This is a genomic window from Streptomyces sp. Tu 3180, assembly GCF_009852415.1.
Lineage (GTDB): Bacteria > Actinomycetota > Actinomycetes > Streptomycetales > Streptomycetaceae > Streptomyces.
On record NZ_WOXS01000002.1, the window covers coordinates 6,523,758 to 6,547,601 of the forward strand.

The 23,844-nt window shown below is 75.0% G+C and carries 4 protein-coding genes (1 of these 4 cut by a window edge); all 4 read left to right on the top strand.

The window, feature by feature from the left end:
- Tightly spaced (each overlapping or abutting the next), the 4 genes in view from GL259_RS38995 to GL259_RS39010 form a layout consistent with a single transcriptional unit that may run on beyond the window.
- The gene (locus GL259_RS38995) at positions 1-14,481 is read left to right on the top strand and encodes a non-ribosomal peptide synthetase (RefSeq protein ID WP_279578635.1); all 14,481 of its coding nucleotides are present in this window, start codon (positions 1-3) and stop codon (positions 14,479-14,481) included.
- Positions 14,454-15,812, top strand: a complete 1,359-nt coding sequence (locus GL259_RS39375) for an AMP-binding protein (RefSeq protein ID WP_279578636.1) — start codon at positions 14,454-14,456, stop codon at positions 15,810-15,812. The genes GL259_RS38995 and GL259_RS39375 overlap by 28 nt, the downstream gene beginning before the upstream one ends.
- Positions 15,812-21,601 carry a non-ribosomal peptide synthetase gene (locus GL259_RS39005; RefSeq protein ID WP_243762418.1) on the top strand — a complete coding sequence of 1,930 codons (5,790 nt, stop codon included), beginning with the start codon at positions 15,812-15,814 and terminating at the stop codon, positions 21,599-21,601. Before GL259_RS39375 ends, GL259_RS39005 begins: the two co-directional genes overlap by 1 nt.
- Positions 21,598-23,844, top strand: the beginning of a protein-coding gene (locus GL259_RS39010) for a non-ribosomal peptide synthetase (RefSeq protein ID WP_279578637.1). 6,039 nt of this gene lie beyond the right edge of the window; only the first 2,247 of its 8,286 coding nucleotides appear in the window; its start codon is at positions 21,598-21,600; its stop codon lies off the right edge, out of view. Before GL259_RS39005 ends, GL259_RS39010 begins: the two co-directional genes overlap by 4 nt.

Genomic DNA, 23,844 nt, shown 5'->3' on the forward strand with positions numbered 1-23,844 from the left:
ATGCTCGCTGGTGACGGAGTACCGCTTACGTCCGCGCAGTCGGGAATCTGGTTCGCCCAGCAACTCGACGCGTCGAATCCGATCTACAACGCCGGCGAATACCTGGAAATTCACGGGGCCGTCGACGTCGCGGTATTCGAGGCCGCACTGCGACAGGTTGTGGCCGAGGCGGAGAACCTGCGCGTCACCTTCGCCGAGACGCCCGACGGCCCGCGCCAGTACCTCCACCCGGACCCCGAGTGGCAGCTGAAGGTCGTCGACGTGAGCGGTGAGGCCGACCCCCGGGCCGCCGCCGAGGCGTGGATGCGCGCGGACCTGGCGTCCCCCCAGGACCCGTCGGCGGGACCGCTGTTCCTCTTCGCCCTCTTCCGGGCCGCCGACGACCGCTGGTTCTGGCTGCACCGCTACCACCACCTGCTCGTCGACGGGTTCACCGTGGCGCTCGTCGCCCGGCGCGTCGCCGAGGTCTACACGGCTCTGCTGAAGGGGGGGACGAGCGACAACCCCTTCGGCCCCCTCGACAGCCTCCTCGCCCTGGACGCCGCCTACCGCTCCTCCGACGCCTTCGACGCCGACCGCGCGTGGTGGGCGGAGAAACTGGCCGGCCGGCCCGAGCCCGTGAGCCTCTCCGCCAAGGAGCCCACGGCCGCCCGCGGCCTGCTGCGGCGCACCGAGTACCTGGACGCCGCGACGGCCGGGCGACTGCGCGACGCGGCCCGCGACGCGGGGGTGCCGTGGCCCTGCATGATGACCGCCGCCGTCTCGGCCTATCTGCACCGGCTCACCGGCGCGGACGAGGTCGTGCTCGGCCTCCCCGTCACCACCCGGCTGGGCAGGGCCGCACGCGGCGTGCCCGGCATGGTCTCCAACGTGCTGCCGCTGCGGGTCCCGGTGACCGCGGCCGACACGCTCCCCGAGCTGCTCGCACGGGTCTCCCACGAGATGCGCGGCGCCGTGCGGCACCAGCGCTACCGCTACGAGGACCTGCGCCGCGACCTCCGCCTCCTCGGCGGCGACGAGCGGCTGACCGGGCCCCAGGTCAACATCATGATGTTCGACTACGACCTCACCTTCGGCGAGCACCGGGCGACGGTCCACAACCTCTGCATCGGCCCCGCCGACGACCTGTCGGTCATCGTCTACGACCGCACCGACGGCCAGGGCCTGCAGATCGACTTCGACGCGAACCCCGAGCTGTACTCCGCGCAGGAACTCGCCTCCCACCTGCGGCGCTTCGTCGGGTTCCTGGCCGAGCTGGCCGAGGTCCCGGCGGACCGGGCCCTCGGCACCCTCGACGTGGCCACGGCCGCCGAGCGCGAGGCCGTGCTGGCCGCCGGTGCCGTCGGGGCGGTGGGTGAGGCGGGTGCCGGTGGTGTGTCGCTGGCGGGGTTGTTCGAGGCGCGGGCGGCCGCGGCGCCGGGGGCGGTGGCGGTGGTGTGCGGTGACCGGTCGGTCTCCTACGGGGAGTTGAACGCTTCCGCGAACCGGTTGGCGCGCCGGCTGGTGGCGGGGGGTGCGGGGCCGGGCCGGTTCGTGGGGCTGGCGCTGCCGAGGTCGGTGGAGCTGGTGACCGCGCTGCTGGCGGTGGTGAAGTCGGGTGCGGCGTACGTGCCGATGGATCCGGACTATCCGGCGGAGCGGCTGGCGCACATGGTGGCGGACTCCGCTCCGGTGCTGGTGGTGACCGCCTCGGGGGTGGATCTGTCGGGGGTGGACTGCGGCGGCGCGTCGGTGGTGGTGCTGGACGCCCCGGACGTCACGGCGGAGGTCGACGGCCTGCCGGGCGGCGACCTGTCGGACGCCGAGCGCGGTGGTGTGCTGTGCGGTGGTTCGGCGGCGTACGTCATCTACACGTCCGGTTCGACGGGCCGTCCGAAGGGGGTGGTGGTGCCGCACGGCAACGTGGTGCGGCTGTTCTCCGCCACCGAGGACCGGTTCGGGTTCGGGCCGGACGATGTGTGGACGCTGTTCCACAGCTACGCGTTCGACTTCTCGGTGTGGGAGGTGTGGGGTCCGCTGCTGCACGGCGGGCGGCTGGTGGTGGTGCCGTTCGAGGTGTCGCGCTCTCCGGAGGAGTTCCTGGAGCTGCTGGTGGCGGAGGGGGTGACGGTGCTCAACCAGACGCCGTCGGCCTTCTACCAGCTGATGCGGGTGGAGGGGGAGCGTCCGGACCTGGGCGCTCGGTTGTCCCTGCGGTACGTGGTCTTCGGTGGTGAGGCGCTGGATTTGTGGCGGCTGGAGGAGTGGTACGGCCGTCATGCGGAGGACGCCCCCCGGCTGGTGAACATGTACGGGATCACCGAGACCACCGTCCACGTCACCCACCGGGACCTGGACCAGCTGACCGCCAAGTCCGCCACGGGCAGCCTCATCGGCCGGGCCATCCCCGACCTCGGGATACGCGTGCTGGACTCCGCCCTGCGGCCCGCCGCACCGGGCGTCGTCGGCGAGATGTACGTGTCGGGCGCGGGCCTGGCCCGCGGCTACCTCGGCCGGCACGCCCTGACCGCCGAGCGCTTCGTCGCCGACCCGTACGGCCCGCCCGGCACCCGCATGTACCGCACCGGCGACCTGGCCCGCTGGGACGACGACGGCGAGCTGGAGTACGTCGGCCGCGCCGACCACCAGGTCAAGATCCGCGGCTTCCGCATCGAGCTCGGCGAGATCGAGGCCTGCCTCCAGGCCCACGACGACGTCGTCCAGGCGGCCGTCGTCGTCCGCGAGGACCGGCCCGGGGACAAGCGGCTGGTCGGCTACGCGGTCATGGCCGAGGGCCGGGACTGCGACCAGGCCGCGCTCCGGGACCACCTGTCCGCGCTGCTCCCCGACTACATGGTGCCCACCGCGGTCGTCGCGCTCGACGCCCTGCCGCTGACCGCCAACGGCAAGCTCGACCGCAAGGCGCTGCCCGCCCCCGCCGTGGCCGCCGGCACCGCCGGCCGTGCCCCCGCCACCCGGGCGGAGGAGACGCTCTGCGCCGCCTTCGCCGAGGCGCTCGGCCTGCCCTCCGTCGGACCGGACGACAACTTCTTCGACCTGGGCGGCGACTCCATCGTCTCCCTCCAGCTGATCACCCTGGCGCGCCGGGCCGGACTGCGGCTGACCGCCCGCTCCGTCTTCAAGCACCGCACCCCGGCGGCCCTGGCGGCCGTGGCGACCGCCGTCCCCGCGGCCGGCGGGACGGTGCGGGACGAGCCGGTCGGCCCGCTCGTCTCCACCCCGATCGTCCACTGGCTCGCCGGCCGCGGCGGCACCATGGACCGCTACCACCAGGCCAGCCTCGTGCAGGTCCCCGCCGGCCTGCGGCAGGAGCACCTCGGTGCGGCCCTCCAGGCGCTGCTGGAGCGCCACGACGCCCTCCGGACGCGCGCCGTCGCCACCGCGGACGGCGGCTGGACCCTCGAGGTGATGCCGGCCGGCACGATCGACGCCCGGGACACGCTGCGGCGCGTCGGCGTCCCGGACCCCTCCGCCGGCCTCGCGCCGGGACTGCTCGACGAGCGGACCGACGCCGCCGTCGCCGAACTCGCCCCGCACGACGGCGTGATGCTGCGGGCCGTGTGGTTCGACGCCGGGGACGAGGCCCCCGGACGGCTGCTGCTGGTGGCCCACCACCTCGTCGTGGACGGCGTCTCCTGGCGCATCCTGCTGTCCGACCTCGAGGAGTCCTGGCGGGCCGCCGCCGCCGGACGCAGCCCCGCGCTCCCCCCGTACGGGACCTCCTTCCGGACCTGGGCCCGCGAGCTCGAGCGGCTGGCCCACCGCCCCGAGCGGGTGGCCGAGGCCGAGCTGTGGCAGCGCATCGCCTCCGGTCCGGACCCGCTGCTGGGCAGCCGTGCCGTGGACCCGGCGCGGGACACGGCGGCGACGGTGCGGTCCCTCTCGGTGTCGCTGCCGGCGCGGGAGACGTCGGCCCTGCTGGGCGAGGCGGCGCGGGTGTTCCGTGCCCGGGCGCACGAGGTGCTGCTGACGGGGCTGGCGCTGGCGGTGCCGAGGTGGCGCCGGGCGCGCGGCGTGGACCTCGACGAGGTGCTGCTGGACGTGGAGGGGCACGGCCGGGAGGACGTGCTGGACGGTGTGGACGTGTCCCGCACGGTGGGCTGGTTCACCAGTCTGTTCCCGGTGCGTCTGGACGCCGGCGGGGAGGACGCCGGGGACGCGTTGAGACGCGTCAAGGAGCAGCTGAGAGCGGTGCCGGACAACGGGATCGGCTTCGGTCTGCTGCGCCACCTGCACCCGGTGGCGGGGGCCGGGCTCTCCGGCCTGCCCGTGCCGCAGATCGGCTTCAACTACCTCGGCCGCATCGGTGGTTCACCGGGCGGCGACTGGGCGCCGGTGGCCGGTGAGCGCGCGCTGACGGGCGCCGACGACCCGTCGATGTCCGTCGCCCACGCCGTCGACCTCAACGCGTACACCCGGGAGACCGCCGAGGGACCGGTGCTCACCGCCGTGTGGAACTGGGCCGGCGGCCTGCTCACCGAGGCGGAGGTGAGCAGCCTGGCCGACCTGTGGTGCGAGGCGCTGCGGGAGGTCGCGGCCGCGTCCGCCCAGCCCGGAGCGGGCGGCTTCACCCCCTCCGACGTGCCGCTGGTGCGGCTCACCCAGGAGCAGATCCGCGGCATCGAGGCCGCGCACCCCGCGACCGCCGACATCCTCCCGGTGACGCCGCTCCAGCAGGGCCTGCTCTTCCACGCCCTGTTCGACGAGGGCGGACCGGACGTCTACACCGTCCAGTTCTTCTACGACCTCGAGGGCCGGCTGGACGCCGCGGCCCTGCGCGGCGCGGCCGAGGAGATGCTGCGCCGTCACCCCGGTCTGCGCGCGGCCTTCCGGCTCGACGGGCTGGACCACGCCGTCCAGGTGATCCCCGAGTCGGTGGAACTGCCCTGGACCGAGAAGGACCTGCGCCACCTCGACGCGACCGAGCAGCAGACCGTACTGGACCGGATGCTCCGGGAGGACCGCGGCACCCGCTTCGACCCGGCGGCCCCTCCGCTGATGCGCTTCCTGCTGGTCTCGCTCGCCGACGACCGGCACCGGCTGGTCTTCACGCACCACCACGTCCTGCTCGACGGCTGGTCGATGCCGCTGTTCGTCCGGGAGCTCCTCGACCTCTACGCGGGCCGGACCCCGGACGGCGCCCCGCCCTACCGGGACTACCTCGAGTGGCTGGGCGGACAGGACGCGTCCGCCACCGAGAGCGTGTGGCGCGAGGCACTCCGCGGGATCGAGGAGCCCACCCTGCTCGCCCCCGCCGCCGCCGGCCGGCAGCCGGTCGCCCCCGACCAGCTGCTCGCCGACCTGCCCGCCGATCTGACCGCGCGGCTCCTGGGCGCCGCCCGCGAGCACGGCCTCACCCTCAACACCCTGCTCCAGGGCGCCTGGGCCGTGGTGCTGGGGCGTCTGACCGGACGCGACGACGTCGTCTTCGGCGGCACGGTCTCCGGCCGGCCGCCGCAGGTCCCCGGCGTGGAGTCGATGATCGGCCTGTTCGTCAACACCCTGCCGGTGCGGGTGCGGATCGTGCCCGGGGAGAGCGCCGTCGCCTTCCTGACCCGGCTTCAGGACGAGCAGACCCGGCTGATGGAGCACCAGCACCTCGGACTCGCCGACGCCCAGCGGATCGTCGGGATCGGCGAACTCTTCGACACCATCACCGTGCTGGAGAACTACCCGCTGGACCCGGCGCGGCTGAGGGTGCCGGGCCTCGCCGTCACCGCCATCGACGGCCGCGACGCCACCCACTACCCGCTGAGCCTCGCCGTGATGCCCGGCGAGCGGCTGCACCTGCGGATCAACTACCGGCCCGACCTGTTCGACGCCGACGCCGTCCGGCACCTGGTGGGCCGCCTCCAGGCGGTCCTGGCGTTCTGGGCGGACCGTCCGCAGGAGCCGGTGGGCCGCATCGACGTCCTTCCCGCGGCCGAGTACGAGCACCTGGTCCGCGGGGTCAACAACACCGCGCGCGACGTCGCGTACGACACCTTCCCGCAGCTGTTCGCCGCGCGGGCCGCCGCCGTCCCCGACGCCCCGGCCGTGCTCTTCGGCGACCGGGCACTGACCTACGCGGAGCTGGACGAGCGCACCGACCGGCTCGCGGCCGTGCTGGCCGGCCGGGGCATCGGCCCGGAGAAGATCGTGGCCGTGGCGATGCCGCGCTCGGCGGAGCTCGTCGTGTCCGTGCTCGCCGTCCTCAAGGCGGGCGCCGCGTACCTGCCGGTCGACCTCGACTACCCGGACGACCGCGTCGCCTACATGCTGGAGGACTCCCGCCCCGCGCTGGTCGTCACCACCTCGTCGGCGGCGGACGCGGTCCCCGGCGACGTACCGCGACTGCTCGTCGACCGCCCGGACGACCTCGCCGGGCCCCTCGCGCCCGTCGTCCCGGCGGACGTCACGAGCCCCGCCTACGTGATCTACACCTCCGGCTCCACCGGCCGCCCCAAGGGCGTGGTGGTCACCCACTCCGGCGTGGCGAGCCTGATCGCCGCACAGACCGAGCGCTTCGACGTCGGGCCGGGCAGCCGTGTGCTGCAGTTCGCCTCGCCCTCGTTCGACGCCGCGTTCTGGGAGCTGACGATGGCGCTCCTGTCCGGGGCCGCCCTCGTCGTGGGCACCCCGGAGGAGGTCACCCCCGGTCCGGCGCTCGCGGCGCTCGCCGCCCGGCACCGGGTCACCCACGCGACGCTGCCGCCGGTGGTCCTCGGGGCCGCCTCCCCCGGCGACTTCTCCTCGGTCTCGACGCTGGTCGTCGCGGGCGAGGCCACCGCCGGCGAGACGGTCGAGCGCTGGTCGTCCGGCCGCCGGATGGTCAACGCCTACGGCCCCACGGAGACCACGGTCTGCGCGACGACGAGCGCCCCCCTCGCCGGCGGCGGACTGCCGCCCATCGGCGGTCCCGTCGTCAACACCCGGGTGTACGTCCTGGACGCCAACCTCCGGCCGGTGCCGCCCGGCGTCGCGGGCGAGCTGTACATCGCCGGCGCCGGTCTGGCCCGCGGCTACCTGGGCCGGCCGGACCTGACGTCCGACCGGTTCGTGGCCGACCCGTTCGGCCCGGCGGGCACCCGGATGTACCGCTCGGGCGACGTCGTGCGCTGGAACCACGACGACCAGCTGGAGTTCCTCGGCCGGGTCGACCACCAGGTCAAGGTGCGCGGCTTCCGCATCGAGCTGGGCGAGATCGAGTCCGTGCTCAGCGCGCTGCCCCGGGTCGCCCAGGCCGTCGTCGTGGTGCGCGAGGACGGCGCCGGCCCCCGCCGGCTGGTGGGTTACGCGGTGCCGGCCGACGGGGCCGCGGCCGACCCGGCGGAGCTGCGCTCCGCGCTCGCCCGCGAACTCCCCGACCACATGGTGCCCTCCGCCGTCGTCGTGCTCGACGCGCTGCCGCTGACCCCGAACGGCAAGCTGGACCGTGCGGCGCTGCCCGCCCCCGGGACGGCCGCCGACACCGGCCGGGCCGCCGCGACGGAGCGGGAGGAGATCCTGTGCGAGCTCTTCGCCCAAGTGCTCGGCCTTCCCTCGGTGGGCGCCGAGAAGAGCTTCTTCGACCTGGGCGGCGACTCCATCGTCTCCATCCAGCTCGTCTCCCGGGCCCGGGCCCGCGGCCTCGTCATCACACCGCGCGAGGTCTTCGTCCACCGCACCGCCGCCGCCCTCGCGGTCGTCGCCCGTGCCACCGGGGAGGACCCGGGGGAGGACGTGCGGGAGGACGCCGACGACGGCCTCGGCCCGCTGCCGCTCACCCCGATCATGCACTGGCTGCGCACCGGGTCCGGCGGCGTCGGCTCCTTCAGCCAGTCCGTGCTGGTGCGCACCCCCGCCGGCGCGACGGAGCGGGACCTCGCCGCCGCCCTCCAGGCCGTGCTCGACCGGCACGACATGCTGCGGGTCCGGCTGACCCGCCGCGGGCCGCTCTGGGGCCTGGAGGTGACCGGACGCGGCAGCGTCACCGCCGCGTCCGTGCTCACCCGCGTCCCCGCGGACGGCACGGGCGGCGAGGCGTTCGGGGAGCTCGTCGCCGGCCACGCGGCGCGTTCCCGGGCCGCGCTGGCGCCCGAGGACGGCGCCGTGGTCCGGGCCGTGTGGTTCGACGCCGGACCGGACGCGGCGGGCCGGCTGCTGCTGACCGTGCACCACCTGGCCGTCGACGGGGTGTCCTGGCGGATCCTGCTGCCCGACCTGTCGGCCGCCTGGGACGCCGTCCGTGCGGGGCGCACCCCGCGCCTCCCGGCCGTCGCCACCTCCTACCGCCGCTGGGCCGAGCAGCTCACCGCCCTGGCCCAGGAGCCGGAGCGGCTCGACGAGCTCGCGTTCTGGACCGACATGCTCGCCGCGCCCGACGCTCCGCTCGGCGACCGGCCGCTCGACGCCCGGCGGGACACCGTCGCCACCGCCCGCAGCCTCTCGCTGACCCTTCCCGCGCGGACCACGGCGCCGCTGCTCACCAGCGTGCCCGCCGACTTCCGCACCGGTGTCGGCGAGGTCCTGCTCGCCGGGCTCACCCTCGCCGTCGCCGAGTGGCGCCGCCGCCGCGGCCACGACACGGCCGCGGGAGTGCTGATCGACCTGGAGGGCCACGGCCGCGACGAGTCGCTGACCGGCGCGGACCTCTCCCGCACCGTCGGCTGGTTCACCAGCCTGCACCCCGTACGCCTGGACACGGACAGCCGGCAGGACCCCGCCGAGACCGTCAAGCGGGTCAAGGAGCGACTGCTGGCCGTCCCCGACGGCGGCATCGGCCACGGACTGCTGCGGTACCTCAACCCGCAGACGGCGATGCTGCTGCAGGGCCTGGCGACCCCGCAGATCGGCTTCAACTACCTGGGCCGCTTCGGCACCCCGGGCGACGGGGACTGGGCCCCGGCGGGCGACGCGGGCGTGATCGGCGGCGGCGCCGACGACGACATGGGCATGCCCCACGTGGTGGAGATCAACGCCGTCACCCAGGACGGCCCCGACGGGCCGCACCTCGTGGCCACCTGGACCTGGGCCGGCGAGATCCTGGACGAGTCCGAGGTCCGCGAACTGGCCGGGCTGTGGTTCGAGTCGCTGCGAAAGCTCGCCACCCCGACGGGCACGTCCGGCCCGGCCGGCGGACTCACCCCCTCCGACCTGCCGCTCGTCTCCCTGGAACAGCACCACATCGACCTGCTGGAGGCCGACCGGCCCGGCCTCGCGGACGTCCTGCCGCCGGCCCCGCTCCAGGAGGGCCTGCTCTTCCACAGCCTGCTGGACGACAGCGCCCCGGACGTCTACAACGTCCAGCTCCACCTGGACCTCGACGGTCCCCTGGACGTCACGGCGCTGCGCTCCGCGGCCGCCGGGCTCCTGGCGCGGCACCCGAACCTGCGGGCCTGCTTCCGCGAGGACGGCCTGCCGCACGCCGTGCAGCTCATCCCGGGCGCGGTGGAACCGTCCTGGTCCGACGTCGACCTCGCCCACCTCGACGAGGCCGAGCGCGCCGCCGAGCTCGACCGGGTGATGGAGGCGGACCGGACCGCCCGGTTCGACGTGACCACCGCACCGCTGATCCGCTTCACCCTGGTCCGGCTCGCCGCCGACCGGCACCGGCTCCTCCTCACCAACCACCACATCCTGCTCGACGGCTGGTCGATGCCCGTCCTGCTCGAGGAGCTGTTCGCGCTCTACGAGACCCGCGGGGACGCCTCCGCACTGCCCCCGGCCCCGGCCTTCGCCGACTACCTGACGTGGCGGGCCGGCCTGGACGACGAGCCGGCGACACGGGCCTGGCGCGCGGCGCTGGACGGACTGGAGGAGCCCACCCGCCTCGTGCCGGGGGCCACGGACCCGACCGTGGCGCCCGGCCGGGTCTCCCGGCTGCTCTCCGAGGAGTCCACCGGCCGGCTGACGGCCCTCGCCCGCCGGCACGGCTTCACCCTCAACACCCTGGTCCAGGGCGTGTGGGCGCTGACGCTCGCCGGGCTCACCGGCCGGCAGGACGTGGTGTTCGGCGCCACGGTCTCCGGGCGTCCCCCGGAGGTCCCGGGCATCGAGTCGATGGTCGGCCTGTTCATCAACACCCTGCCCGTCAGGGTCCGGCTGCGCCACGACGAGACCGTCGCCGAACTGCTCACCCGCCTGCAGGCCGAGCAGCTGGAGCTGATGGACCACCAGTACCTCGGCCTGTCCGCGATCCAGCGCATCGCCGGTCACGGCGAACTCTTCGACACCCTGGCGGTCCTGGAGAACTACCCCCTGGACCCGGACAGGCTGCGGGCCCCCGGGGCGCTCGAGGTCACCCACATCGACGGCCGCGACGCCACCCACTACCCGGTGACGTTCGTCGTCCTGCCGGGCGAGCGGCTGGAGCTGCGCCTCAACCACCGGCCGGAACTGCTGCCGGCCGACCGGGCCGAGGCGATGGCCGACCGCCTGACGGACCTGCTGGCCCGCATCACCGCCGAACCGGACCTCCCGGTCGGCCGGCTGGACCACATCACCGCGGCGGAGCGCGAGCGCGTCCTCCACACGTGGAACGGCACCCCCCGGGCGATCGAGCCCCTGACCTTCCCGGCGTTGTTCGAGGCGCGGGTGGCCCGTGCGCCGGGGGCCTTGGCGGTGGTGTCCGACGAGGAGTCCTTGACCTATGCGGAGCTGAACGAGCGGGCCGACCGGCTGGCCGTCCGGCTGGCCGGGCGGGGGGTGGGTCCGGAGCGGATCGTCGCGCTGCTGCTGCCCCGGTCGGTGGACATCGTCGTGGCCCGGCTGGCGGTGATGAAGGCGGGCGGCGCCTATCTGCCGGTCGACCCGGACTATCCGGCCGACCGCATCGCCTACATGCTCGACGACGCCGGGCCCGTCCTGGTGGTGACGACCTCCCGGGAGGCGGAGCGTGTTCCGGGGTCGGTGGGCGTGCCCCGGCTGCTCCTGGACGAGGCGGACGCGGAGGCGGACGCGGAGGCGGGGGCGGGGGCGGTCGGGCCGGTCGGTCCGTCGCTCGCGCATCCGGCGTATGTGATCTACACCTCGGGTTCCACCGGCCGTCCGAAGGGTGTGGTGGTCACCCACCGGGGTCTGGCGGCGTTCGCCGCGGTGCTCGCCGAGCGTTGTGAGGTCACCTCGGACAGCCGTGTGCTGCAGTACTCCTCGCCCAGTTTCGACGCCTCGGTGCTGGAGCTGTGCATGAGCCTGGTGTGGGGGGCGGCGCTCGTGGTCCCGCCCGCGGGGCCGCTCGCCGACGAGGCGCTGGCCCGGGTGCTGGCCGGGCAGCAAATCACCCACGCCCTGATCCCGCCCGCCGCGCTGGCCACGGTGCCGGCCACCGACCTGCCGCACTTCCGGAGCCTGGTGGTGGGCGGTGACGCCACCGACGCGGCCCTGGTGGACCGCTGGGCGCCCGGCCGCCGGATGGTCAACGCCTACGGCCCCACCGAATCCACCGTCGTGGCGACGATCAGCGCCCCGCTCACGGCCGGTGCCGGCACGGCGCCTCCGATCGGCGCCCCCATCGACGACACCCGGGTGTACGTGCTGGACGCGGCGCTGCGGCCGGTCGCCCCGGGGGTGGCGGGGGAGCTCTATCTCGCGGGCGAGCAGCTGGCCCGCGGTTACCTGGGGCGCCCGGCGCTGACCGCCGAGCGGTTCACCGCCTGCCCCTACGGCGGCCCGGGTGCCCGCATGTACCGCACCGGGGACCTGGTGCGGTGGAACTCCGAGGGGGCCCTGGAGTACCTGGGGCGGGCCGACGACCAGGTGAAGCTGCGGGGCTTCCGGATCGAGCTCGGTGAGATCGAGTCGGTCCTGGTGTCCCATCCCGGCGTCGCCCGGGCGGCGGTCCTGGTCCGTGAGGACCGGCCCGGTGACAGGCGGCTGGTGGCCTACACCGTGTCCGGTGGCGGGCCGGTTCCGGACGCCGGTGTGCTGCGCGGGCACCTGGCGGCCGCGCTGCCCGCGTACATGGTGCCGTCGGCGTTCGTCGCCCTGGACGCCCTGCCGCTCACCCCCAACGGCAAACTCGACCGCAAGGCCCTCCCGGCCCCCGGGCACACCGCCGCCGGCACCGGCCGCGCCCCGCGCACCCCGCGCGAGGAGGTCCTCTGCGCCCTGTTCGCCGACGCCCTCGGCGTGCCCGAGGTCGGTCCCGACGACAGCTTCTTCGACCTGGGCGGGCACTCGCTGCTCGCCACCCGTCTCACCGGCCGCATCCGGACGGCGCTGGGCGCCGAACTCCAGGTGCGCGCGCTGTTCGAGGCCCCGACCCCGGCCGGTCTCGCCGCCCTGCTGGACGGCGGGACCGCGGTGGCCCGGCGGGCGCTCGCCCCGATGCCCCGGCCCGAGGCGGTGCCGCTGTCGTACGCGCAGCGGCGGCTGTGGTTCCTCGGCCGCTTCGAGGGCCCGGGCGCGACCTACAACATCCCGCTCGCCCTGCGGCTCACCGGTCCGGTGGACTCCGCCGCGCTGGCCGCGGCCCTGCACGACGTGGCCGGCCGCCACGAGCCGCTGCGCACCGTCTTCCCCGACACCGACGGCGTGCCGCACCAGCGGGTCCTCGACGCGTGCGACGCGCGGCCCGAGTGGACCGTCGTCGACGTGGACGCGGCCGGCCCCGGCCTGGACGCGCTCCTCGACGAGCAGGTGACGCGCGGATTCGACCTCGCACGGGACCTGCCGCTGCGGGCGACGCTGTTCCGGCTCGGCGAGCGGGAGCACGTGCTGCTGCTCGTCCTGCACCACATCGCCGCCGACGGTTCCTCGCTGACCCCGCTGGCGCGTGACCTGTCGGTGGCGTACGCGGCGCGGTGCCGTGGTGAGGCGCCGTCGTGGGGCGAACTGCCGGTGCAGTACGCGGACTACGCGCTGTGGCAGCGGGAGGTGCTGGGCAGCGAGGACGACCCGGAGAGCCTGGTCTCGGGTCAGCTGGCCTTCTGGCGCGAGGCGCTGGCGGGCATCCCGGAGGAGCTGCCGCTGCCGGTGGACCGGCCGCGTCCGGTGCACTCCTCGTACCGCGGTGACGTGGTGCCCTTCGCGCTGGACGCGCAGGTGCACGCGGGGCTGGCGGGGCTGGCGCGGGAGTCCGGCGCGAGCCTGTTCATGGTGTTGCAGGCCGCGGTCGCGGTGTGGCTGGGCAAGCTGGGCGCCGGCACGGACGTGCCGCTGGGCACCCCGGTGGCGGGGCGGACCGACAGCGCGCTGGACGACCTCGTGGGGTTCTTCGTCAACACGCTGGTGCTGCGCACCGACACCTCCGGCGACCCGACGTTCCGCGAACTGCTGGGCCGGGTCCGCGAGAGGGACCTGGAGGCCTACGCCCACCAGGACATCCCCTTCGAGCGTCTGGTGGACCTGGTGGGCCCGGAGCGCTCCCTGTCCCGCCACCCCCTCTTCCAGGTCATGCTCACCCTGGACAACGACGCGCACGGCCGTCTGCCCCTGGGCGACGTCGACGCGGAGATCCTGCCGCTGGGCACGGGGGCGGCCAAGTTCGACCTCGCGCTCAGCTTCGGTGAGCGGTCGGTGGGGGAGGGGGCTCCGGCCGGGCTGGAGGGGTTCGTGGACTTCGCCGTGGACCTGTTCGACCGGGCCACGGTGGAGACCTTCGTGGAGCGGCTGGAGCGGGTGCTGCGGGCCGTGGTGGCCGATCCGGACGCGCCGGTGGGCGCGGTGGACGTGCTGTCCGCGGCCGAACGCGCCCAGATCCTCACCACCTGGAACGACACCACCGCGCCGGTCCTCACCGGCACCCTGCCGGAGCTGTTCCAGGCGCAGGCCGCCCGCACCCCCTCGCGCACCGCCCTGCTCTGCGCGGACGGGGAGAGCCTCACCTACCGCGAGCTCAACGAGCGGGCCAACCGCCTCGCCCACCTCCTGATCGGCCACGGCGCGGGACCCGAACGCGTCGTCGCCCTGGTCCTGCCCCGCTCGGTGGAGCTCTTCGTGGCGGAACTGGCGGTCCTCAAGGCCGGTGCCGCGTTCCTGCCCGTCGACCCGGCCCACCCGGCCGACCGCATCGCCTACACCCTCGACGACGCCGACCCCGTCCTCGTCCTCACCGATCAGCGCGAGCCGGTGGCCGGGGCGGCCGGTGACCGTACCGTCCTGTGCGTCCGGGACCTGCCGGTCGGCGCCCAGCCGGGCACCGACCCGACGGATGGGGAGCGGTTGTCGCCGCTGGAGGCCGCGCATCCGGCCTATGTCATCTACACCTCCGGTTCCACCGGCCGCCCGAAGGGGGTGGTGGTCGCCCACACCGGTGTGGGCAACCTCGCCTCCGCCCAGATCGACCGCTTCGCGCTGAGCGGTGACAGCCGGCTGCTGCAGTTCGCCTCGCCCAGCTTCGACGCCTCCGTCTCGGAGGTCTTCACCGCCTGGCTGTCCGGCGCCACCCTGGTCACCGCCGCCGCGGACCGGCTGCGCCCGGGCCCCGACCTGGCCCGCACCGTGAGCGACCTGCGCGTCACCCACGCCACGATCCCCCGGTCGCCCTGGCCGCGATGCACCCCGCCGACCTGCCCGGCCTGACCACCCTCGTCGTCGCCGGCGAGGCCGTCCCCGCCCGGGTGGTGCGGGACTGGGCACCCGGCCGGCGCATGATCAACGCCTACGGACCCACCGAGACCACCGTGTGCGCCACCATGAGCACCCCGCTCACCGGCACCCGGCCCGGCCCCGTCCCCATCGGCGGCCCCCTCACCAACACCCGCGCCTACGTCCTGGACCCGGCACTGCGCCCGGTCGCCCCCGGCGTCACCGGCGAGCTCTACGTGGCCGGCACCGGCCTGGCCCGCGGCTACCTGGACCGCCCCGGCCTGACCGCCGAGCGCTTCGTCGCCTGCCCGTTCGGGGCGCCGGGGGAGCGGATGTACCGCACCGGCGACCTGGTGCGCTGGACCCCCGACGGCGACCTCGAATACCTCGGACGCACCGACGACCAGGTCAAACTGCGCGGCTACCGCATCGAACCCGCAGAGATCGAGGCCGCCCTGCGCGCTCTCGACGGCGTCCGCCAGGCCGCCGTCACCGTCCGCGAGGACCGCCCCGGCGACCGCCGCCTGGTCGCCTACACCGTCCCCGACCCCGACACCGACCTCGAACCGGGCCTCCTGCGCGACCGGCTGCGCACCACCCTGCCCGACCACATGATCCCGGCCGCCGTCGTCGTCCTCGACGCCCTCCCCCTCACCGTCCACGGCAAACTCGACCGCACCGCACTCCCCGCACCCGCCTACGGCCGGACCCCGGGCACGGGACGGGCGCCCTCCGGGCCCGTGGAGGCATCGCTGTGCGCGATCTTCGCCGAGGTGCTCGGGGTGGAGTCCGTCGGCGTCGACGACGGCTTCTTCGACCTCGGGGGCGACTCCATCGTCTCCATCCAGCTCGTCGCCCGTGCCCGCGCGGCCGGGCTGGGCATCACCGCCCGCGACGTCTTCCGGCACAAGACCGTCGCCGCGCTGGCGAAGGCCGCCGAAGCCGCCACCGCGCGCGTGTCGGAGGCCCCGGACGCGGGCGTCGGCCCCGTCGACACCACGCCCATCGTCGCCTGGCTGTCCGAACTCGGCGGTCCCACGGACCGGTTCAGCCAGTCGATGCTGCTGCAGGTCCCCGCCGGCATGCGCCGGGAGCAGCTCACCGAGGCGGTGCGGGCGCTCCTGGACCGTCACGACGCACTGCGCAGCCGGCTGCACCGCCGCGCCGGGGGCTGGTCCCTGGAGGTGCTCCCGCGCGACGCGGTGCGGGCCGACGGCCTGATCCTGCGTGCCGACGCGCGCGGCATGGCCCGGGCCGCCCTGCGGCAGGCCGTCGCCCGGCACCACGACCTGGCGCAGGCCGCCCTCGCCCCGGGGACGGCGTGATGCTGCGGGCCGTGTGGTTCGACGCGGGGGACGAGGCCCCGGGACGGCTGCTGCTGGTCGCCCACCACCTCGTGGTCGACGGTGTGTCGTGGCGCATCCTCCTCACCGACCTGGCCGCCGCGGGTGCGGCCGTCACCGAGGGGCGTCCGGTCGAGCTCGACCCGGTGCCGACCTCGCTGCGCACCTGGGCCCGGGAGCTCACCGCCCACACGGCCGACCGCGCCGGCGAACTGCCCTTCTGGGAGCGGACCCTGACCGGTCCCGACCCACTGCTGGGCGACCGTCCCGCCGACCCGGCCCGCGACACCATGGGCACCACCCGGTCGCTGTCGGTGTCGCTGCCGGCCCCCCTGACCTCGGCGCTGCTGGGCGAGGTCTCCCAGGTGTTCCGCGCCCGGGCGAACGAGGTGCTGCTGGCGGGGCTGGCGCTGGCGGTGCCCAGGTGGCGCCGGGCCCGCGGCCTCGACGGCGGCGACGTGCTGCTGGACGTGGAGGGGCACGGCCGGGAGGACGTGCTGGACGGCGTCGACGTGTCGCGGACGGTGGGCTGGTTCACCAGCATGTTCCCGGTACGCCTGGACGCGGGCACGGACGGCGCCGGCGCCGCGGTGAAGCGGGTCAAGGAACAGCTGCGGGCGGTCCCCGACAACGGCATCGGCTACGGCCTGCTGCGCCACCTCGATCCCGGGGCGCGGCCCGTGCTCGCCGCGCTGCCCGCTCCGCAGATCGGGTTCAACTACCTGGGCCGCATGGACGCCGGCGCGGGCCCGGCCGACTGGGCCCCGGCCGCCGAGTCGGACCTGCTGCTGGGCCTCGGCGTCGCCGACGCGGAGATGGCCGTACCCCACCCGCTGGAGATCAGCGCCGTCGTCCGGGACGGGCAGGGCGAGGGTCCCGAGCTCACCGTCACCTGGGTGTGGGCCGAGGGCCTGCTGGACGAGGCCGCCGTCAGGGCGCTCTCGGCCGACTGGTTCGACGCGCTGCGGGACATCGCCGCGCACGCCGCCCTGCCCGGGGCGGGCGGCCTCACCCCGGCCGACCTGCCGCTGGTACGGCTCGGCCAGGACCAGATCGACCGGATCGAGGAGGCGTACCCCGCGCCGTCCGACATCCTGCCCGTCGCGCCGCTCCAGGAGGGGCTGCTCTTCCACGCGATGTTCGACGAGGGCGGACCGGACGTCTACAGCGTCCAGTTCTCCTTCGGCCTGGACGGACCGCTGGACGCCGGCGCCCTGCGGTCCGCCGCCGAGTCGCTGCTGGCCCGCCACGACAACCTGCGGGCCGCGTTCCGCCTGGACATCGCGGACCGCCCGGTCCAGGTGATCCCCGCCGCCGTGGAGCTGCCCTGGCGGGAGGCCGACCTCAGCGGGCTGGACGGGACGGCACGACGGGCCGGACTGGAGCGGATCCTCGCCGAGGACCGCGCCGTCCGCTACGACCTGTCCGTCGCGCCCCTGCTGCGCTTCACCCTGGTGAAGCTGGCCGGTGAACGCCACCGGCTGGTGTTCAGCAACCACCACGTCCTGCTCGACGGGTGGTCCATGCCGATCGTGTTCGGCGAACTGTTCACCCTCTACGCCCGCAACGTCGGCGCCGACCGCGAACTGCCGCGCGTCACCCCGTACCGCGACTACCTGACCTGGGTCGGCCGGCAGGACCGTGCCGTCGCCCTGGACGCGTGGCGGGACGCGCTGGACGGTGTGGAGGAGCCGACGCTGCTGGTCCCGGACGACTCCGGGACGCGGGGCGCGGGCCACGGGGCCGAGGTGCCGCGGCAGCTGCCCTTCGAGCTGACGGAGGAGCTGACCGCGTCGCTCCAGGAGTGGGCGCGCCGGTCCGGACTGACGCTCAACACCGTGGTGCAGGGCCTGTGGGCGGTGCTGCTGGGCCGTCTCACCGGCCGGGACGACGTGGTGTTCGGCGCCACCGTCTCCGGGCGGCCGCCGGAGGTGCCCGGCATCGAGTCGATGGTCGGCCTGTTCATCAACACCGTGCCGGTGCGGGTCACCGTCGACCCGGCGGAGACCGTCACCGCCCTGCTGACCCGGGTCCAGGCCGCGCAGAGCGGACTGATGCCCCACCAGCACGTGCAGCTCTCCGAGATCCAGGGACTCGTCGGCATCGGCGACCTCTTCGACACCCTCACCGTGTTCGAGAGCTATCCGATGGACGCCGGGGTCCTGGACCTCCCCGGCACCGGGCTGCGGGTGTCCGACGTCGACGGCGCGGACGCCACGCACTACCCCGTCACCCTCGCGGCGCTGCCCGGGGACCGGCTCCGGCTGCGGCTGGAGTACGCCGCGGGCCGCTTCCCGCAGGACCGGGCGAAGGACCTGGCCGCCCGGCTGACGGGGCTGTTCGAAGCGGTGGCCGAGGACCCGGACCGTCCGGTCGGCCGGCTGGACGTGCTGACCGCGCGGGAGCGGGAGGCGGCGCGCACCGGCGGGAACCCGCTGCTGCACCCGGTGCCCGGGCACCCCGTCCAGACGCTGCTCGAACGCCTGGCCGCCGGCACGCCCGACGCGACCGCCGTCGTCTTCCGCGACACCACGCTGACCTGCTCGGAGCTCAACGAGCGGGCCAACCGGCTGGCCCGGCTGCTCATCGCGCGGGGCGTCGGACCGGAGCGGATCGTCGCGCTCGCCCTGCCGCGCGACACGCAGGTGCTGGTCGCGATGTTCGCGGTGCTGAAGGCCGGTGCCGCCTTCCTGACGGTGGACCCCGCGCTCCCGGCGGACCGCGTCGCCCACCTCCTCCAGGACGCCGCGCCGGCGGTGGTCCTCACCGACCGCGAGGTGGACGCCCACTGGGCGGCGGAAGGGCTCGGCGGGGACGTCGAACGCCTGGTGCTGGACACGGAGGAGACCGGCCGGCTGCTGGCCGCCGCCGACCCGGCGGACGTGGCGGACACCGACCGCACCGCGCCGCTGACGCCCGCCTCCCCGGCGTACGTCATCTACACCTCGGGTTCGACCGGTCGCCCCAAGGGCGTGGTCGTCCAGCACCGCAACCTGGTCAACCTGTTCCACGGCCACAAGGAGACGCTCTTCGACCGGCACGCCCGCGCCGACGGACCCGACGGCCGCTTCCGGGTGGCCCTGACGGCGGTGTTCTCCTTCGACACGGCCTGGGACGGCGTGCTGTGGATGCTCGACGGCCACGAACTCCACCTGATCGACGACGACACCCGGCGCGACCCGCAGGCCCTGGCCGGGTACGTCGACCGGGAGAGGATCGACTTCCTCGACCTCACCCCGGCGTTCGCCGGGCAGCTCGTGGAGGCGGGGATGCTGGCCGACGGCCGGCACCACCCGGCGGTGCTGATGCTCGGCGGCGAGGCCCTCGGCCCCGACCTGTGGTCGCGTCTGCGCGCCGCCCCGCACACCACCGCGTACAACTTCTACGGCCCGACCGAGGCCACCATCGACACGGTGTTCCTGCCCCTGGCGGACAGCGAGAGGCCGCTGGTGGGCCGGCCGGTGCGCAACACCCGGGTCCACGTCCTCGACGGGCACCTGCGGCCCGTCCCGCCGGGCGGGACCGGTGAGCTGTACCTCGCGGGCGACCAGCTCGCCCGCGGCTACCTGGGCCGCCCCGCACTGACCGCCGGCAGCTTCGTGGCCAACCCCTTCGGGGAGCCCGGCTCCCGCATGTACCGCACCGGCGACCTGGTGCGGGCCACGGCGGACGGGCTGCTGGAGTACCGGGGCCGGACGGACGACCAGGTCAAGGTCCGCGGTTTCCGCATCGAGCCCGGCGAGATCGAGTCGGCGCTGACCGCCGGCCCCGACGTGGCCGCGGCCGCCGTCGTGGTCCGGGAGGACACTCCCGGCGTCCGCCGGCTGGTCGGTTACGCCGTCCCCGCCGCCGGCGCCTCCCCGGAGCCCGCCGTGCTGAGGGAACGCCTCGGACGGACCCTGCCCGAGTACATGGTCCCCGCGGCCGTCGTCCTGCTGGACGCGCTGCCGCTGACGGCCAACGGCAAGCTCGACCGCAAGGCGCTGCCCGCACCGGACTTCTCGGCGCGGGCGACGGGCGGCCGCGCGGCGGGCGATCCGGTCGAGCAGGCACTGTGCGCGCTCTTCGCCGACGTGCTCGGACTGCCGGACGTCGGTGTCGACAGCAGCTTCTTCGACCTGGGCGGGGACTCCATCGTCTCCATCCAGCTCGTCGCCCGGGCCCGCGCCGCCGGCCTGGTGTTCTCCCCCAAGGACGTCTTCACGCACCGGACGGTCGCCGCCCTGGCGCCCGTGGTCCGCCAGGCGCGGGACACCCCCGCGGAGGACCCGGACGCCGGTGTCGGCACGCTGCCGGCCACCCCCGTCATCCGCTGGCTCCAGGAGCACGGCGGGGCCACCGAGGGGTTCGTCCAGTCGATGCTGGTGCAGGTGCCGGCCGGACTGGGCCTGGAGCACCTGACCACGGCCGTCCAGGCCGTGCTGGACCACCACGACGCACTGCGCATGGCCGTGACCCGCGGCGGGGGCGACACGCCCTGGTCGCTGGAGATACCCGCGCGCGGCAGCGTCCCGGCCGCCGAGGTCGTCGTCCGCGTCCCCACGGGCGGCTTCACCGGCCCGGACCTGGAGGCCCTGATCGCCGCCGAGGCGGAGGCCGCCTGGCGCGCACTCGACACGGCCGCCGGACGGATGGTCCGGGTGGTCTGGTTCGACGCCGGCCCGGACCACCCGGGACGACTGCTGATCACCGCCCACCACCTGGTCGTCGACGGCGTGTCCTGGCGGATCCTGCTCCCGGACCTCGCCGCCGCCTGGCAGGCCGCCGCCGGCGGCGGACAGCCGGACCTCGCCCCCGTCGGCACCTCCTTCCGCCGCTGGGCGCAGCGCCTCACCGAGGCCGCCGCCGAGCGGGAGGACGAGGTGGAGCTGTGGCTGGAGATGCTCTCCGAGGAGGAGGTGCCGCTCGGCGGACGCCCGCTCGCGGAGACCGACACCGCGGCCGGGGCGCGCTCGCTCACCCTGAGCCTGCCCGCCGACCGCACCGCGCCGCTGCTCACCGACGTCCCGGCCGCGTTCCACGGAGGGGTCGACGACGTCCTGCTCACCGGGCTCGCCCTGGCCGTGGCCCAGTGGCGCCGCCGCCGGGGGCTCGGCGAGGACGCAGCCGTCCTCGTCGACCTGGAGGGCCACGGCCGCGAGGACGTGGTCGGGGGCGCCGACCTGTCCCGTACGGTCGGCTGGTTCACGACCGTGTACCCGGTACGGCTCGATCCCGGACAGCTCGACCGGGACGAGGTGCGGGCCGGCGGCGCGGCCCTGGGACGCGCCGTGAAGCGGGTCAAGGAACAGCTGCGGGCCGTGCCGGACCACGGCATCGGTCACGGGATGCTCCGCCACCTCAACCCGGCCACGGCCCCCCTGCTGGCCGCGTACCCGGACCCCCAGATCGGTTTCAACTACCTCGGGCGCATCGGCGCTCCGGGCGCCGGAGGACAGGACTGGGCCGTGGCGCCGGAATCGGCCGCCCTGACCGGAGCCGCCGCCGGCGACCCGGACACCCGCCTGGCCCACGCCATCGAAATCAACGCCCTGGTCAGGGACCTTCCCGGAGGTCCGGAACTGAACGTCACCTGGACCTGGCCCGACGGGCTGTTCCCCGAGCGGGACATGCGGGACCTGGCGGACCACTGGTTCGACGCCCTGGAGGCGCTGGCCCGGCACGCCGCCGCGCCGGAGTCGGGCGGCCACTCACCGTCGGACATGCCGCTGGTGAACCTCTCGCAGGCACAACTCGATCTTCTGGAAAGCACGTGGAGGAAGTCGTCATGAATGGTGCGGGACTCGAGGACGTCCTCCCCCTGTCACCGATGCAGGAGGGCATGCTGTACCACGCCCTGCTCGACGAGCAGGAGCTCGACGTGTACGGCGGTCAGATCGCCTTCGACTTCGAGGGCGCCCTGGACGTGGCGGCCCTGAAGGCGGCCGCCGCCGCCCTGCTGAAGCGGCACGCGAACCTGCGCGCCGGCTTCCTGCACGAGGGGTTCGACAAGCCCGTGCAGATCATCCCCCGCGAGGTGGAACTCCCCTGGCAGGAGATCGACCTGACGGACGTGGCGGCCGAGGACGAGCCGCGGCGCCTCGAGGCGCTCATGGCCGCCGACCGCGCCCAGCACTTCGACCTGGCCGCGCCGCCGCTGGTGCGCTTCACCCTCGTGCGGCTTCCGGGCCGGCGGTTCCGTTTCGTGCTGGCGAACCACCACATCCTGCTCGACGGCTGGTCGATGGCGATCATGCTGCGGGAACTGTTCGTGCTGTACGCCGAGGGCGGTGACGCCACCGTCCTGCCGCGGGTCACGCCGTACCGGGACTACCTCGCCTGGGCCGCCGCCCAGAACCGCGACGAGGCGGCGAAGGCGTGGGGCCGGGCCCTCGCCGGGGTCGAGGAGCCCACCCTGCTGGCCCCGGCCGCCCCGGCCGCCGCCACCGAACCCCCGCACTACCACCACCACGAGCTCTCCGAGGAGCTGACCGCGGCCGTCGCGTCCCTGGCCCGCCGTCACGACCTCACCGTCAACACCGTGGTGCAGGCCGCCTGGGGCGTCCTGCTGGGCCGCCTCACCGGCCGCGACGACGTCGTCTTCGGCAGCACCGTCTCCGGCCGCCCGCCGGAGATGGCCGGCATGGAGAACATGGTCGGCCTGTTCATCAACACCCTGCCGGTCCGCGTCCGCCTGGACGCCGGACGGCCGGTCGCCGACCTGCTGCGCCGGCTCCAGGACCAGCAGTCGGAGCTGATGGACCACCAGCACTACGGCCTCTCCGACATCCAGTCCCTCCTCGGCGGCGGCGAACTCTTCGACACCATCACGGCGTTCGAGAGCTACCCGGTGGACGCCGAGAGCTTCTCCGAGCCCGCCGCCGGACTGCGCGTCACCGGCGTGCACACCACCGACGACAACCACTACCCGTTCAGCCTGGCGATCCTCCCGGGGGAGCGGATGCGGCTGCGGATGGGGTACCGCCCGGACCTGTTCACCGCCGGGCAGGTGGAACTCGTCGGCCTGCGGCTGCGGCACGTCCTGGAGCGTTTCACCGAGGCCCCCGAGCAGCTCCTGGGCCGCCTCGACGTCCTCACCGACGAGGAACGGGAGCACCTGTTCCGGGCGTGGCGGGGCGCCCGGCCCGCGGTGCCCGCCGCGACCTTCCCGGCGTTGTTCGAGGCGCGGGTGGCCCGTGCGCCGGGGGCCTTGGCGGTGGTGTCCGACGAGGAGTCCTTGACCTATGCGGAGCTGAACGAGCGGGCCGACCGGCTGGCCGTCCGGCTGGCCGGGCGGGGGGTGGGTCCGGAGCGGATCGTCGCGCTGCTGCTGCCCCGGTCGGTGGACATCGTCGTGGCCCGGCTGGCGGTGATGAAGGCGGGCGGCGCCTATCTGCCGGTCGACCCGGACTATCCGGCCGACCGCATCGCCTACATGCTCGACGACGCCGGGCCCGTCCTGGTGGTGACGACCTCCCGGGAGGCGGAGCGTGTTCCGGGGTCGGTGGGCGTGCCCCGGCTGCTCCTGGACGAGGCGGACGCGGAGGCGGACGCGGAGGCGGGGGCGGGGGCGGTCGGGCCGGTCGGTCCGTCGCTCGCGCATCCGGCGTATGTGATCTACACCTCGGGTTCCACCGGCCGTCCGAAGGGTGTGGTGGTCACCCACCGGGGTCTGGCGGCGTTCGCCGCGGTGCTCGCCGAGCGTTGTGAGGTCACCTCGGACAGCCGTGTGCTGCAGTACTCCTCGCCCAGTTTCGACGCCTCGGTGCTGGAGCTGTGCATGAGCCTGGTGTGGGGGGCGGCGCTCGTGGTCCCGCCCGCGGGGCCGCTCGCCGACGAGGCGCTGGCCCGGGTGCTGGCCGGGCAGCAAATCACCCACGCCCTGATCCCGCCCGCCGCGCTGGCCACGGTGCCGGCCACCGACCTGCCGCACTTCCGGAGCCTGGTGGTGGGCGGTGACGCCACCGACGCGGCCCTGGTGGACCGCTGGGCGCCCGGCCGCCGGATGGTCAACGCCTACGGCCCCACCGAATCC